The 15,428-nt window shown below is 57.7% G+C and carries 10 protein-coding genes and 3 pseudogenes; 10 read left to right on the top strand and 3 right to left on the bottom strand.

Annotated features, from left to right (window positions below; translation table 11 throughout):
* The first annotated feature begins 3 nt into the window (after nt 1-3).
* The 4 genes from ACQUTI_RS01590 to atzF all read left to right on the top strand — a co-directional run bounded on the left by ACQUTI_RS01590 (nt 4) and on the right by atzF (nt 6,943).
* Nucleotides 4-732: an urea amidolyase associated protein UAAP1 gene (locus tag ACQUTI_RS01590; RefSeq protein ID WP_094334343.1), complete on the top strand. Its 729-nt coding sequence runs from the start codon at nt 4-6 to the stop codon at nt 730-732.
* Between the two features lie 10 nt (nt 733-742).
* Entirely contained in the window at nt 743-1,378 is a 636-nt protein-coding gene (locus ACQUTI_RS01585) for an urea amidolyase associated protein UAAP2 (RefSeq protein WP_017900291.1), read from the top strand.
* Between the two features lie 166 nt (nt 1,379-1,544).
* Nucleotides 1,545-5,150, top strand: coding sequence for an urea carboxylase (gene uca, locus ACQUTI_RS01580; protein ID WP_216555467.1), 3,606 nt, complete (start codon nt 1,545-1,547; stop codon nt 5,148-5,150).
* Nucleotides 5,147-6,943 (top strand): allophanate hydrolase, encoded by a 1,797-nt coding sequence (gene atzF / locus ACQUTI_RS01575; protein ID WP_216555476.1) that lies wholly within the window; start codon nt 5,147-5,149, stop codon nt 6,941-6,943. The genes uca and atzF overlap by 4 nt, the downstream gene beginning before the upstream one ends.
* 42 nt (nt 6,944-6,985) lie before the next feature.
* On the opposite strand, the gene ACQUTI_RS01570 is transcribed toward atzF, so the two are convergent.
* Entirely contained in the window at nt 6,986-7,624 is a 639-nt protein-coding gene (locus ACQUTI_RS01570) for a hypothetical protein (RefSeq protein ID WP_012968198.1), read from the bottom strand.
* A gap of 507 nt (nt 7,625-8,131) precedes the next feature.
* Here ACQUTI_RS01570 and ACQUTI_RS01565 point away from each other — a divergent pair.
* The 3 genes and pseudogenes from ACQUTI_RS01565 to lysM all read left to right on the top strand — a co-directional run bounded on the left by ACQUTI_RS01565 (nt 8,132) and on the right by lysM (nt 10,319).
* Nucleotides 8,132-8,923, top strand: coding sequence for an HAD-IIB family hydrolase (locus ACQUTI_RS01565; protein WP_048324220.1), 792 nt, complete (start codon nt 8,132-8,134; stop codon nt 8,921-8,923).
* 196 nt (nt 8,924-9,119) lie between these two features.
* Nucleotides 9,120-9,740, top strand: a complete 621-nt coding sequence (locus ACQUTI_RS01560; protein WP_428923180.1) for a LysE family translocator — start codon at nt 9,120-9,122, stop codon at nt 9,738-9,740.
* Between the two features lie 130 nt (nt 9,741-9,870).
* A pseudogene (gene lysM / locus ACQUTI_RS01555) lies at nt 9,871-10,319 on the top strand (peptidoglycan-binding protein LysM).
* A gap of 145 nt (nt 10,320-10,464) precedes the next feature.
* Here the strand turns inward: lysM and pgtP are convergent.
* The gene (gene pgtP / locus ACQUTI_RS01550) at nt 10,465-11,856 is read right to left on the bottom strand and encodes a phosphoglycerate transporter PgtP (RefSeq protein ID WP_122542985.1); all 1,392 of its coding nucleotides are present in this window, start codon (nt 11,854-11,856) and stop codon (nt 10,465-10,467) included.
* A gap of 354 nt (nt 11,857-12,210) precedes the next feature.
* Between pgtP and pgtC the strand changes: the two genes are divergently transcribed.
* From pgtC to ACQUTI_RS01535, 3 genes and pseudogenes are all read left to right on the top strand, one after another.
* Nucleotides 12,211-13,479, top strand: coding sequence for a phosphoglycerate transport regulator PgtC (gene pgtC, locus ACQUTI_RS01545; protein WP_114508166.1), 1,269 nt, complete (start codon nt 12,211-12,213; stop codon nt 13,477-13,479).
* 11 nt (nt 13,480-13,490) lie between these two features.
* Nucleotides 13,491-14,046 (top strand): annotated as a pseudogene (locus ACQUTI_RS01540) (hypothetical protein); the annotation flags it as partial.
* A 279-nt stretch (nt 14,047-14,325) separates the two neighbouring features.
* Entirely contained in the window at nt 14,326-14,664 is a 339-nt protein-coding gene (locus ACQUTI_RS01535) for a hypothetical protein (RefSeq protein WP_114506217.1), read from the top strand.
* Between the two features lie 61 nt (nt 14,665-14,725).
* Here the strand turns inward: ACQUTI_RS01535 and ACQUTI_RS01530 are convergent.
* Nucleotides 14,726-15,296, bottom strand: a pseudogene (locus ACQUTI_RS01530) (ISNCY family transposase); the annotation flags it as partial.
* Nucleotides 15,297-15,428 lie beyond the last annotated feature (132 nt).

The raw sequence follows: 15,428 nt of genomic DNA, 5'->3' as shown, positions 1-15,428 counted from the left end.
TTGATGACTGAACTGCTTCACTCCACCCCCAGCCTGCGCGAAGAGCAGCTTCCCGGCGGGGCGCACACCTCGCTGATTTTGCGCAAAGGGCAGATCCTGCGCCTGACCGATATCGACGGCGGGGCGAACGTCAGCATGATGATGCTCAACCCCCATGAGAAAAGTGAGCGCCTGAACCTGCCGGATACCCTCAAGGGGCAGCATACCGCGCGTCTGACCGCCGGGCACTGTTTCTACTCCGATATGGGCCGGGTGCTCGCCGGGATCGTCGCCGACAGCTGCGGCTGGCACGATCCGTTCGGCGGGGTCCTTAACGCCGAAGAGACGCGCGACAAATATGGCGCCGGACGCTACCAGGAATTACGCAATGGCTTCTACCGCAACGGCGTCGATAACCTGCTGGTGGAGATGGGTAAATGGGATCTCGGTCTGGAAGATCTGCTGATGGTGGTCAACTTCTTCAGCAAAGTCACCGTCGATGACCAGGGGCGCTTTCACTTTGTCTCCGGCAACAGCCGCGCCGGGGATTACGTGGAACTGTATGCCCCGATGGACGTCCTGCTGGTGCTCACCGCGCTGCCCCATCCCCAGGATCCGGCCACCGAGTATGCCCCCCGTCCGGTGCAGCTGAGCTGGTATCAGGCCGACGATGAAGACGCAGCCACCCAGGTGCTCCTGACCCGCGATGAGAACCAGCGCGCGTTCCGCAATACCCAACTTTTTGCCCTGTAAGGAGGCGTTTATGACCCTTATCACCAGTAACCGACGCCCGGAAGAGGCCGTCTATCGCCATGTGATCCCCGCCGGGGAGCCGTGGCTGTTTGAGGTAAAAAAAGGGCAAACCCTGCGCCTGCTCGATCTCGAAGGCAACCAGGCGATTGATACCCTGTTTTACAACGCCGACAACCCGCGCGAGCGCTACGATGCGCAGCGCACGCTGCGCCGCCAGGGTAACGCCTACCTGACCGCCGGCAGCGTGCTCTATTCCAATCTTGGTCATCCGCTGATGACCATCGTGGCCGATACCTGCGGGCGGCACGATACCCTCGGCGGCGCCTGCGCCCAGGAGAGCAACACCGTGCGCTACGCTCTCGACAAGCGCTATATGCACAGCTGCCGGGACAATTTTCTCTGCGCCTGTCTGCACGATGGCCGTCTGCATAAACGCGATATCGGCGCCAACATTAACTTCTTTATGAACGTGCCGGTGACGCCGGAGGGTGGTCTGACCTTCGAGGATGGCATCTCGGCGGCGGGAAAATACGTGGAACTGCGCGCGGAGTGTAACGCCATGGTGCTGATCTCCAACTGCCCGCAGCTCAACAATCCCTGCAACGGCTGGAACCCGACCCCCGCCGAGGTGCTGGTATGGAACTGACCCGCTGGCAGCGCTGGCGTTTGCTGGCCTTTCGGCTGTTCGCCGTTCGCGCCGACCGCCTGAACCACACGCCGACGCGCCACCTTTAAGCGCCGGCTCTCCCGGGGACGACCTCAGGGGAAGACGAATTATTGCGGGACGACCCGCTTCGCTGTGAGTTCCGCTTATGTTTGATACCTTACTGATTGCTAACCGCGGGGCGATTGCCTGCCGCATTCTGCGCACCCTGCGCGCCATGCAGGTGAAGGGCGTCGCCGTTTACGCCGAAGCCGACCTGAGCAGTCTGCACGTCCGCGAAGCGGATGAGGCGCTCAGCCTTGGCGAGGGGCCGGCAGCGCAAACCTATCTGGTGGTAGAGAAGATCATTGCCGCCGCGCTGCAGAGCGGCGCCCACGCTATCCATCCCGGCTACGGCTTTCTGTCGGAAAACGCCGCCTTCGCCGAAGCCTGTGAGGCGGCGGGACTGGCGTTTGTTGGCCCGACACCGCAACAGCTGCGAACCTTCGGCCTGAAGCATACCGCCCGCGCCCTGGCGAAGGCGGAGGGCGTTCCGCTGCTGGAAGGCAGCGAACTGCTGGCCGACAGTGAGGAAGCCTGCCGGGCGGCTGAGGCGGTGGGCTACCCGGTGATGCTCAAGAGCACGGCGGGCGGCGGAGGGATTGGCATGCGCGTCTGCCGCGACGCCCGCGAACTGAGCGAGGCGTTTGCCACGGTACAGCGGTTGGGGCAAAACAACTTCAGCGACGCCGGGGTGTTTCTCGAAAAATATATCGAACGCGCCCGCCATCTGGAGGTGCAAATCTTCGGCGACGGGAAGGGGGAAGTTATCGCCCTCGGCGTGCGCGACTGCTCGCTGCAGCGACGTAACCAGAAAGTGATTGAAGAGACCCCGGCGCCAAATCTGCCGGACGGGATGGCGCAGGCGCTGTGTAGCGCGGCCATTGCCCTTGGAAAAGCAGTGAACTACCGCAGCGCCGGGACGGTGGAGTTTGTCTACGACAGCGCGGCGCAGCGTTTCTATTTCCTCGAGGTCAATACCCGACTGCAGGTGGAGCACGGCGTGACGGAGCAGGTGTGGGGCGTGGACCTGGTGCACTGGATGATCGCCCTGGCGGCAGGGGATTTACCGCCGCTGAGCGAGCTGGCCGCCGGGCTACAGCCCCGGGGCCATGCTATTCAGGCGCGAATTTACGCCGAAGATCCTGGCCGCCAGTTTCAGCCTTCTCCCGGACTGTTAACCGACGTCTGGTTTCCACCGGCGGACGGCGCCACCCTGCGCATCGATCGCTGGGTGGAGGCCGGGTGTGAGGTGCCGCCGTTTTTCGACCCGCTGTTGGCGAAAGCTATCGTCTGGCGCCCCAGCCGCGATGAGGCGATCGCCGGCCTGGCGCAGGCTCTGGCAGAGACCCGCCTGTACGGCGTCGAAACCAACCGCCAGTACCTGCAGCAGATCCTCAGCTTTGCGCCGTTTACTGCCGGAGAACCCTGGACTCGCTGTCTGGAGCAGTTGCGCTACCGGGCCGATACCGTGGAGGTTCTGAGCGCCGGCACCCAGACCAGCGTCCAGGACTACCCGGGACGTCTGGGGTACTGGGCGGTGGGCGTACCGCCCTCGGGACCGATGGATGACCGGGCGCTGCGCCTGGGCAACCGTCTGCTGGGCAATGCCGAGGGCGACGCTGCGCTGGAGATCACCCTTAGCGGACCCACCCTGAAATTTAATACCGCCGTACAGGCGGTGGTCTGCGGCGCGCCGCTGGCCGTAACGCTCGACGGCGTCGACCAGGAGATGGACTGCGTATTCACTATTCCGGCGGGGGCGACCCTCAGGCTGGGGGCAATAAGCGGGCCTGGGGTCAGAAGCTATCTTTGCCTGCGCGGCGGTATTCAGGTACCGGATTATTTGGGCAGTAAAAGCACCTTTACCCTCGGTCAGTTTGGCGGCCACGGCGGACGGGCGCTGCGCGCCGGCGACGTGCTGCATCTTGCACCTCCGGCTGAGACCACGGAAAGCGCGGCGCTTACTGCAGGGTTGCGCACTGAGCTTGCGGCAGTGCGAACGCTGCGGGTGATCTATGGTCCCCACGGCGCGCCGGAGTTCTTTGCCCCGGCGTATATGGCGACCTTTTTTGCCACCGACTGGGAGGTGCATTTTAACTCCAGCCGCACCGGCGTGCGCCTGATCGGACCCAAGCCGGTCTGGGCCCGCGACAGCGGCGGCGAAGCCGGGCTGCATCCGTCGAATATTCATGACAACCCCTATGCCGTGGGGGCGGTGGATTTTACCGGCGATATGCCGGTGATCCTCGGGCCGGACGGCCCAAGCCTCGGGGGCTTCGTCTGCCCGGTGACGGTGATCGAAGCCGATCTCTGGCAACTGGGCCAGCTTAAGGCGGGGGATAAAGTGCGCTTTGTGGCGGTGGACGTCCCCACCGCCCGGCGGCTGGCGGCAGGCCGTCGCGCGGAGCTGGCGACCCTGCAGGCGCAGGACGTTGCCTGGCAGCCTGTGCCGCTTACCTCGCCGGTGGTGATGACCTGCGGCGAAGCTGACAAACGCCTGGTGGCGCGCCTCTCCGGCGATACCCATCTGCTGCTGGAGGCCGGTGAGGCGGAGCTGGATCTGGTGCTGCGCTTTCGCATCCATGCCCTGATGCAGGCCCTTGAGGAGCAAGCCCGGGAAGGGATCATTGATATCACGCCGGGGATCCGCTCCCTGCAGCTGCATTACCAGCCGGAAACGCTGGCGCTGGAGACCCTGCTGGCGTGGGTCCGCGAGGAGTGGGCCACGGTCTGCATGAGCGACGATCTGCAGGTGCCTACACGGGTGGTGCATCTCCCGCTCTCCTGGGACGATCCCGCCTGCCGCAAGGCGATCGACAAATATATGACCACCGTCCGCCCGGACGCCCCCTGGTGCCCAAGCAACCTCGAGTTTATTCGCCGGATAAACGATCTCCCGGATGAGCAGGCGGTGTGGCAAACGGTGTTTGACGCCAGCTATCTGGTGATGGGGCTCGGCGATGTCTATCTCGGCGCACCGGTGGCTACCCCCCTTGATCCGCGCCATCGGCTGGTCACCACCAAATACAACCCGGCGCGAACCTGGACGGCGGAAAACTCGGTGGGCATCGGCGGAGCGTATCTGTGCGTTTACGGCATGGAAGGCCCGGGTGGCTATCAGTTTGTCGGCCGCACCCTGCAGATGTGGAGTCGCTATCACGAGGTGGCCGATTTTGCTGGCAAGCCCTGGCTGCTGCGCTTTTTCGACCAGTTGCGTTTCTATCCGGTCTCGGCGGAGGAACTGCTGGAGATTCGCCGCGATTTCCCGCTCGGACGCTACCCGCTGCGCATCGAGCACAGCACGCTGCGGCTGGCGGAGTACCAGCAGTTTCTCGCTCGCGAGGCGCAGAGCATTAGCGCATTTCGCGACCATCAGCAGCGGGCGTTTAACGCCGAGCGCAAGCGCTGGATCGCCAGCGGCCAGGCCCATTTCGACAGTCAGGAGGGCGCGTCAGAAGAGGCGGGCGAGGCGCCGCTGCAGCCGGGGGAGCAGGGGGTGGAAAGCCCGGTATCCGGTAATCTGTGGCAGGTACAGACCGCGGCCGGCAGCCAGGTACGTGCCGGCGATGTGCTGGTGGTGCTTGAGTCGATGAAAATGGAGATCCCGCTGTTGGCGCCGTGCGATGGCAGGGTTCAGCAGGTCAATGTGCAGCCAGGCAGCGCGGTGCGTGCCGGGCAGCGGGTGGCAGTGATTATTGAGGAGAAGGCATGATGCAGCAGACGTTTGATTTACGCCTGGCGACCCTGGCGGCGAACTATCGTAATGGCAACACCACCCCGCGCGCCCTGCTGGCGGCGATCCGCCAGCGGGCGGAAGCGCTGAATCCCGAGTTTAATCTGTTTATTCATCTCCTGAGCGAAGCGGAGCAGGCGCCGTTTCTGGCGGCGCTGGAAGGCCATTCGCCAGAAACGCTCCCGCTGTACGGGGTGCCGTTCGCGATCAAAGATAATATTGACCTTGCGGAGATCGTCACCACCGCTGCCTGTCCGGCGTTTGCTTACCGGCCGACGCAAAGCGCGACCATTGTCGCTCAGCTGATTGCCCTGGGGGCGGTGCCGGTGGGCAAAACCAATCTCGACCAGTTTGCCACCGGCCTGAACGGGACCCGTTCGCCGTATGGCCGCTGCCGCAACGCGTACCATCCCGCTTATCCCTCCGGCGGCTCCAGCGCCGGCTCCGCGCTGGCGGTAGCGCTGGGCGTGGCAAGCTTCGCGCTGGGGACCGACACCGCCGGCAGCGGTCGCGTCCCGGCCGGGCTGAATAACCTGGTGGGGCTGAAAGCGACGAAAGGGGTGATCTCTACCGCTGGAGTGGTACCTGCCTGCCGGACGCTGGACTGCGTGACCTTTTTCAGCGCCACCGCCGACGAGGCCAGCCAGCTGCTGGCCCTGGTTGCCCGATCCGATCAGCAGGATAGCTACAGCCGCCGCAATCCCCAGTGGAACAGCCGTCAGGCCTTCGGCAGGCCGTCCGCCGGGTTTCGCTTTGGCGTCCCGCGGGAGCTTAACTTCCTCGGCTGCCGCGTCAGCGAAGCGCTGTTCGCCCAGGCCGTGCAGCGGCTGACGGCGCTCGGCGGCGTGCCGGTAGCGATCGATTTCGCGCCATTTCTGGCCGCCGCCCGCCTGCTATATGACGGACCATGGGTTGCTGAACGCTATGCGGTGGCTGGCCCGCTGATTGAGCAGCAGCCGGATGCCGTGCTGCCGGTCATTCGCGATGTGCTGGCGAAAGCGCCTGATATCGACGCGACGGCGACTTTTAAGGCGATGTATCAGCTGCAGGGGTATAAAGCGCAGTGCGATGCCATTCTCGAGACGCTGGACTGCGTGCTGACGCCAACCGTTCCGCGCCCGGTAACGCTCGACGAGCTGGCGGTGGAGCCCATCACCCGCAATGCCGACCTGGGCTACTACACCAACTTTATGAACCTGCTGGACTATGCGGCGGTGAGCGTGCCGTGCGGGTTTATGCCTGACGGATTGCCCTCCGGCGTCACGCTGTTTGGCCGGGCCTTTACCGATCAGTATTTGCTGAGCCTGGCCGACGCCTTCCAGCGCGCGGAGCGGCTACCGCTGGCTGGCGGCGCGCGGCTGGAAAGCCCGCCGCCTGCACATCCCGCGGGACATGATCGAATGGCTCTCGCGGTATGCGGCGCGCATCTGTCCGGCCAGCCGCTGAACGGTCAATTGCTGGCGCGGGGCGGCAGGCTGCTGCAGGCGACCCACAGCGCGCCGCGCTATCGGTTGTATGTCCTTCCGGATGGCAAGCGCCCGGCGATGGTGCGTGACGAGCCAGAGGGGGACGCGATAGCCGTGGAAGTCTGGGAGATCCCCAGCGCCGAGGTGGGGTCGCTGCTGGCCGCCATCCCCGCGCCGCTGGGGCTGGGACAGATTGAGCTGGCCGACGGCCGCTGGGTGACTGGCTTTATTTGCGAAGCCGGAGGGCTGGGCGCGGCCACAGAGATCACCGCCTGGGGCGGCTGGCGTCAGTGGCTGGCCAGGTAAACCGGAAACCCTCTGCGGTAGCGCCGCAGAGGGAACCCTCGCTTATAACGGGCTGTTCTCATCGAGCAGGGTGACGCTCCAGACGCGGGCGTGCGTGTCATCGATGCGATAGTAGCTTTTCACGCTTGCCGTACCGCCGATGGCGTAGCCCACCAGAGCGACAATGTTGAGCTGATGCCCTTGCTTATCGGTAAACGCATAATACTCATCCAGCACATAACCGCTGGCGCTGGCCGCTGATTCCAGACGATCGTCCCTGGCTTTCAGGTCCGGGGTATAGTCGGCGATGGTTTTCCCCACATAGTTTTTGGCGACGTCCTGCTTTTCGTCATCGCTGACGATAAACGCCGCACTGGCAGGAAAGTGCTGAACCACCTCAGCCAGGGTTGGTTTCGGCGCAGCAGAGGGGAATAACGTATGATCGATGGTGTAGGCCTGTAGCCAGCAGGAGAATAACGCCGCTTCCGCCGCACGGCCATCCGGGTCGGAAAGCCCGGGCAGCGCATCGACGGTCTCTCCCGCTTTACGCAGCGCAATGAAATCGGCACAGGAAGAGACCCGTGCCTGATTCTGATCGCTCAACACCAGCGTCAGGGGAGACTGGTTAATCTCAAGCTCGCCCGCCGCCAGCACCGGCGTGCTCAACAATAACGTCACCGCCATACCGATAAAATATTTCATCACATAGCCTCCATGAATATCGTCGTATCCTGATCCGAGGTGACAGGGAAAGCAAGCGATGGATGACGTTTCTTCCGCACGTCCGGGCGATGGCTCCCGGACGCCTGGCGACGGCCGGGGAGGGTTACTGATGGTGTGGGGCTGAGTGGCAAACATGCCGCCAGTCAGCAGGATCGCGCCTTCTCCACGCGCGGCCATCCGCGGAGAGACCGCTTTGATGGCGGCATACCCGGGTATTTATCGACACGGTATGCCAACAGCTGGCGTCATCCCCGCTGTGGCAGGACGAGTTGAAGCGATAAGCAGGGGTTGCCGATGGCGCGGGGAAGCACAAGGCTTCGAAGTAGTACGGAACAATAAATTAATCTTCGGCCAGATAATGCCCCTGCGGACTTTCTTCGTGCAGTAAGAAGGATCAAATCTCTCGAGTTAATAGAGAATATCAAATGCCAATTCGATATTAACGTTTATCAATAAAGCCATTAATATCACCAGTATGGGGGATTTATGAATTTAATTGATAACGTTAAGAATGAAGAGCTACAGAATATTCGTTTTGTTTTAACTGATATGGATGAAACGCTGACTTATAAGGGCAGACTGCAGGCCCGAACCTATCAGAGTCTGGAAATGCTACAACATGCGGGCATCAAGGTGATTCCGGTAACGGCGGCCTCTGCCGGCTGGGCCGATCAGATGGCGAGAATGTGGCCAGTTGATGGGGTCATCGCTGAAAATGGAGGATTATTTCTTACCAGAAATAACATCGAACATGGTATTAACAGGTACTTCTGGCATGAAGACAAATATCTTCTCAATCGAGAAAAAATCAGCCATATTCTTCTCAAGATTCGCCAGAAATACCCCTGGGTTGAAGTGTCTGACGATCAGGATTTTCGCCTGACGAGTATCGCTTTCAAACTTCCCAAAAATCATGAGCAGACCAGACAGCTCATTGACGAATTAGCGGAAAATAAATGCAGCTATACCATTAATAATCTATGGGTACTGGGGTGGTTAGGGGGGTATGACAAACTCGTCATGAGCAGAAAGGTGTTAAAGCATTTTTACGCACTGGAAGAATCAGATGAACAGGCATCGGTTTTCTACAGTGGTGATTCGCTCAATGACGCCCCCATGTTCAGCTACTACAGCAAAACGTTGGGAATGAACACGATCAACGACATAGCGCAAGTTATACCATCATTGCCGCGCTGGATAAGTCAATTTCCAGGTGGTGAAGGGTTTGTTGATGGCGCGAACAGAATTTTAAATGCCAAAAGGGCAAGCATCAGTTAAGTTGCCTTCTCCGCTCTGGCAGATGGCAACCGGATCCATTGGTAGCAACAGGTCCGGTTGTTGTATGCGTTGGATAGAGAGCCTCATAGGGGACTTGCCGTTATCCAGGCGGAACGCCATCCACGTTGAATGGCTCATCATTCTTGTTGCAAAAATGGGAACGCTTCAGTAGCCTTGTCTCTTTCGGAGACAGGAAATGCTCGTCACTGATTCACTTCTTGCTTACACTCTCGCTGCCACGCTGCTTACCCTGACGCCAGGTCTGGATACTGCTCTTATCCTGCGCACGGCGACCGCGGAAGGGGGACGCAAAGCCTTGCATGCCGCGTTAGGCATCGATCTCGGGTGCTTTATCTGGGGCGCGCTGGTGGCCTTTGGTTTGGGCGCGCTACTGGCGGTTTCTGAACTGGCTTACACCTTATTGAAATGGTGCGGCGCGGGCTACCTTTGTTGGCTGGGCATCCAGCTGCTCCTGCGCCCACGCCAGCAATTTAACACCCACCCGACCGAATCCAATTCCACGAGTAACTGGTTCCTGCGCGGGATGTTGGGGAATGTGCTTAATCCCAAAATGGGCGTCTTCTACGTTTCGTTTTTACCTCAGTTTATCCCCGCCGGGCATTCACCCATCAGCTGGACCTTTCTCCTGGTCACAATCCATGTATTGATAGGGACGCTGTGGTCGTTAACGCTGATTACCGCCACTCGCTATGCCGCCGATATCCTGAAAAAACCAGCCGTAGTGAAATGGATGGATCGAACGACCGGCTGCCTGTTTCTGATATTCGCCGCGAAGCTGGCAATGAGCCGTCGGTAATCTCCGGTTTCGTCCTCCTGGGGGACAATGCCCGCTTTCATCAGGTGTCGCCTTGCCGGAATACAGACTTTCCTGCCGTACCAGGGCAAATTTCCTGCACTTTGACGCTTAGTCGTGGAGGTATGGAAAGATGGGATTATTAAATTTTATGAAAGAAGCGGGCGAAAAAATATGGGATGCCGTCTCCGGCGACAGTAAAGAAGATCGGGCCGATAAGCTGAAAAAACATATCGATGGACTTAATCTGCCTGGCGCCGAAAAGGTCAATATTGCTGTTGCTGAAGATGGCACCGCAACGGTCACTGGTGATGTCGCTTCGCAGGAGGATAAGGAAAAAATTCTGGTTGCGGTAGGTAATGTCACTGGCGTAGGCCAGGTCAGTGACGGCGTTAAGGTGACGCAAAGCGGGGCGGAAAGTCGTTTTTACACGGTCAAATCCGGTGACACCCTGAGCGCTATCTCAAAAGCGATGTATGGCTCGGCCAATGATTATCAACGTATTTTTGAAGCCAATAAACCGATGCTGACCCTCCCGACAAAATCTATCCGGTTCAGGTGCTGATTATCCCGGCGAAGTAAGTAGACAGTTCATTCCTCTCAACAGCAACATCAGCGATGACAGGAATACGACATTTATACGGCCATCGGGAGCAGTCACAGACATCAGCTGCTCTCTCAACGGCAAAAGAGCCAGCAGGCGGGCTCTTTTGCCGGGGTCAGGCGCTTACTGTGCGTCAGCCAGTGCCAGTCGGGCCTCTTCCTGCTCGGTGATTTTACGCTGTTGCTCAAGTTCCAGCGCGCCGCGATGAGAGAGGTAGCAGAAGAGTATGCAGCAGACGATCCCGCCCATCAGCAGATAGAACCCGCCGTGCCAGCCCATTTTATCGACCATTACGCCGAACAGGCTGGTGCCTAACGATGCGCCAAAGATATAGCTCATAAATCCGCGCAGACCCACGGCTGAACCGACGGCAAAGCTGGGGACGATTTCCATGGTCTGGACCGAGGCCAGAAACTGCGGGACGTAAATAAGACAGCCCACAATCGCCGCGAATACCGTGACCATCAGCAGAGATTCGCTTTTCCAGTAGCCGATCAGACAGATGAAGATTAGCGTCATACAGATTATGGCTAACGGCATCCGGCGCCCTTTAAACAGCTTGTCGGAGAGCCAGCCGGCCAGCAGAGTAGACGGAATCGCCGCCCACTCAAAAAACAGGAATGCGACGCTCATTTGTTCTTTGGAAAAATGTTTCACCGTCAGCAGGTAAATTGGCAGCCAGCTGATCATGCCGAAACGCACCATATAGACAAACACATCCACAAAGGAGACATACCAGGCGTTTTTGTTACGCAGTACGTAGGTACAAAAGATCTGAAATGCGCTCATGTTCTCCGGCGCTTTCTGGCCGTGTTTGGTCTTCAGCACCACTTTCTCTTCCGGCATCATTTCTGCCAGCGAAGGCAGACCTTCCTCGCGCGGCGAACCCTTACCCAGCACCAGTACGCTAATGGCGAATACCACCGCCACGCAGGCCGGTACAATGTAGCTGGCGCTCTGCCAGTGCTCGGTGCCGAGAATAGCGAATGCGGCGCCGACGATCGGGGCGACAATTCCGCCGCCGACGTTATGGGAAATGTTCCAGAACGCCCCTACGCGGCCACGCTCACGGCGCGGGAACCAGTTCGCAATAGTAATAAAAGAGGGGCCGACCCCCACACCCTGAAACAGGCCGTTCAGGACAACCAGCGCAGCGAAGACCCAGAATGCGGTACTGAATCCTAACCCGACGTTGACGATGGCGCACAGCACCAGACCAAAGGCCATAAAGACTTTCGGGCTGGCTTTATCCGCGAGGCTGCTCATCACGCCTTTACTGATCCCGTACGCGATGAGCATACAGCTACTGAGCAAACCGATCTGCGTGGCGCTAAGGTCTAACTGTTCTTTCAGATAGGGCGTGGATAAGGTGAAGTTATTGCGCACGATATAGTACGCCAGGTATCCCAGAAATACGCTTAGCAGCGCCTGCATACGGTATCGACCATAGGTTGCCTGAATTTTCTCAGCTGGAACTTTATTCGCCGACGGGCCTTTTTTTAATAATGATAACATGTCTTCACCTGTATTTATATTGATATGAACATCACGGGTAATTGCCCCGAAGGGTGAAATAAGCGCCTAAAAAATTCAAATCGTCGAAATGAGTCAAAATTGACTCAAAATAATAAAAGGGAGGGGTATTTTTGACCCATAGAGCATGAGTGAGATTCTACGCCATTAATTTTGCGCTAATTTCATGTCCGGCTTGTGCGAACACTAACAAATTCCCCAGTCATTATCTGGTAATCTTTCCCGATATTTCCGGACGCCGGCTTGACTATTTACCCACTCGCGGCGATTAATTCACCGGATGTCATAAACGGGTAAGTTTTGTCTCAACGCGATTTTTACGGTATTTCAATATTTATGAACGGGATCACAAACATATTTCTTCGTGGGGTAGGGATAGTGGGCAAAATACTCGCGCTGCTGCTGACCGCATGGCTGGGACCCTGTGCGGCGCAAGGCAATGAGCTGGTGATGGCGACGACATTTTCTCCCAGCGCCACCGTGTGGATTATCGATCGCTGGCAGAAAGAACCGGGGTCGGTGATGATAAGGACGCTCAACCGCACCAGCGCCTCGCTGGAACAGCTGCTTGATACGCCAAATGCCGAAAATGTCGATCTCATCCTGACCTCATCGCCGATGCTGCTGCAGCATCTTCAGGAGCATCAAAAACTGGCGCCGTTCAGCGGTGCGCCGGCAGCCAGCCAACATCTGGTGCCGGAATCCATTCGCTCCACCTCCGTGGCCGTGGCGATTTCCGGGTTCGGTTTGCTGATGAATCGCTCGGCGCTGATGACCCGGCATCTGCCTGCGCCAACGGACTGGGATGACCTGACCGATCCCCGTTATCAGGGGGCGCTGCTAATGAGCAGTCCGTCGCGTTCGGATACCAACCATCTGATGGTTGAGTCGCTGCTGCAACAAAAAGGCTGGATTAAGGGATGGGAAACGCTGTTGACGACGGCAGGAAACCTCGTGACCATTTCATCCCGCAGCTTTGGGGTGGCAGATAAGATTAAAAGCGGCCTGGGCGTGGCTGGTCCGGTGATTGATAATTACGCCAATCTGCTGCTGAACGATCCGCACCTGGCTTTTACCTATTTCCCGCAGTCGGCGGTTTCGCCGACCTATGTCGCAGTGCTTAAAAACAGCCAGCACGCCAGCGAAGCGCGGCGGTTTATTCGCTATCTGTTAAGTCCGGAGGGCCAGGCGATCCTCGCCGACGCTAATACCGGGAAGTACCCGGTAACACCGCTGGCGCCAGGCAATCCACGGGCGGCGCAGCAGGCGATGCTGATGAATCAACCGCCAACAAACTATCGACTGATCCTCAAACGTCAGCGTTTGGTTCAGCGGATATTTGATACGGCCATTAGCTTTCGTCTTGCCCAGCTAAAAGATGCCTGGCGAGCGCTGCATAGCGCGGAGGTCCGTCTCAAGCGTCCGCTGCCCGAGATACGCGCACTGCTCACCCGTGTCCCGGTGGATCCGGCCAGCAGCGAGGATGAAGCCTGGCTGGCTCAGTTCGACAACAAGAGTTTTGCGGAACAGCAGATGATGGAGTGGCAGCTCTGGTTTCTCAATAATCAGCGGCAGGCGATTACTAAACTGGAAGAACTGAAATGATGGGCAGGTCCATGCTGCAACGTCTGCGGCAAATCAGTATCAGTAGCAGCCTACGCGGGGCTTTTCTGATGGGGGCGCTGCTGACGCTGATTGTCAGCAGCGTCAGCCTCTATTCCTGGCATGAACAAAGTTCGCAGATCCGCTATTCGCTGGATGAGTATTTTCCGCGCATCCACTCGGCTTTTCTGATTGAAGGTAATCTTAATCTGGTGGTCGATCAGCTCAATGAATTTCTGCTGGCGCCGAATACTACGGTACGACTGCAGCTGCGCAACCAGATTATCCAGCATCTGGACAAAATATTTAGGCCAGATCGGGGCGACCATTCCGGTTTACGGGCGCGACGAGCTGGGACGTATTGCCGGTTTGCTTCGTCATACTCTGGGTCAGCTTAATGCGCAAAAACAGCAGCTGGAACAGGAGATTGGCGAGCGAAAAGCGATTGAGGCCGATCTGCGCGCCACGCAGGACGAGCTGATCCAGACCGCTAAACTGGCGGTGGTTGGGCAGACGATGACCACCCTGGCGCATGAGATCAATCAGCCGTTGAATGCGCTTTCGATGTATCAAACTTTATCTCAGAATGAAGAAGTATGGTCTGAATAAAGAGCACTACAAAGGGGTTTAGGCATGGCGCCAGACGATGGTTGATAATATCCTGAATGGTTCCTGTGCCTGAAAATAACGATGTTTTTACGCTAAAGGGGCAGGGAAGGGTGAACCCTTATGAATATCTGAAAAAAGAGGCCACCATTTTTTAAATGGATTTTTTATATAGATTTGCAAAGGTGAAGAGGTAAAAACTTAAGCGCCTGTTATTTTTTTATTTTATAGAAGGAATTCTGAGTGAAGCGCATTAACGAACGTGCCTGGGAAGTGTTTGGTATCTATGGAAGGGTTTGTGAAAGCTGCTCCGGGGCGATCGCATTAAGCCTTTTGCAGGCGCTGGCGATGTTTGGTTGCCTTGAGAAAAGAGAGGCTGGCGGGTTAACGCTGTATTGCATTCTGACTTTCATCGCCGTTGTGGCGACGATCGGTTTTTTTGCCTCTCTGATAAGTATAGGAAGAACTATTCATATACAAAGTGAAGGTCATAATGTAGCTGAATTCCTGATTTCCTGCGTTTTTTATCCGGTCGTTATCGGTATCCTGCTTTCGGCGCTTGCGACGCTTCAATCAATATAAGGTGACATCAGGCGTAAGGACCCCGGAGCGATCTCCACGCCATCATTTTAAAGTGGCATGAATAGGTGAAGGTCGATTCCGATTTAACGAAACGAAGCTGCATCAGGCGGCTCGTCGCATCGTCGACAAGACCAGTGATGTACAGGCGGGTACACGGTTCTCGAACCAGTGGTGGTCGCAACCATCAATCTGGATCAGTTCTCCGCAGCAGGCCCGAAGATAACGTGACTGCTGAATTTTCGGCGCACGTTGTTTGCGGGGGATCCAGAGACCGGCTTTGACCATGAGTGAACGGACAGTCTCTTTGGACAGATGAACATCATGCAGTTCTGCGAGTTTCTCACACGCCAGCGTAGACTAAAGTCGGTATAGCGCTCGCGGATAATATTGAGCGCGTACTGTGCAAGGTCATCTGGCAGCTGGTTATTGCTGAGATTTCAACAATGTTGGTTAGCGATATCTGGCGAGCATGATTCACGGCAGTGCATCAGAAGGCGTCGGTACTGGCGATCAGATATACTTAGGCGCTGCGCGGCCATCTGAGTGGTCAGACGCCGGTCGACAACGTCCTGAATGATTTTGAGTCGGTTAACTTCATCCAAAGTGAAAACGTCCGCTGCATGAGCCGTTATCAGAATCCCTCGATGGTGAATCTACGCGTCACTTATCCAAGAGCTGGCCTTACAACTTAGCCACCACAATCAAAGTGCGCATAATGTATATTATGTTAAATAGAATATCAGGACGCGTAACCCAACCATAGT

The organism is Klebsiella sp. 7-CIP_Kleb., from assembly GCF_050378655.1.
Lineage (GTDB): Bacteria > Pseudomonadota > Gammaproteobacteria > Enterobacterales > Enterobacteriaceae > Klebsiella > Klebsiella quasipneumoniae.
The sequence above is the reverse complement of the archived record's forward strand: the minus strand, read 5'-3'. Positions and strand labels throughout refer to the sequence as shown.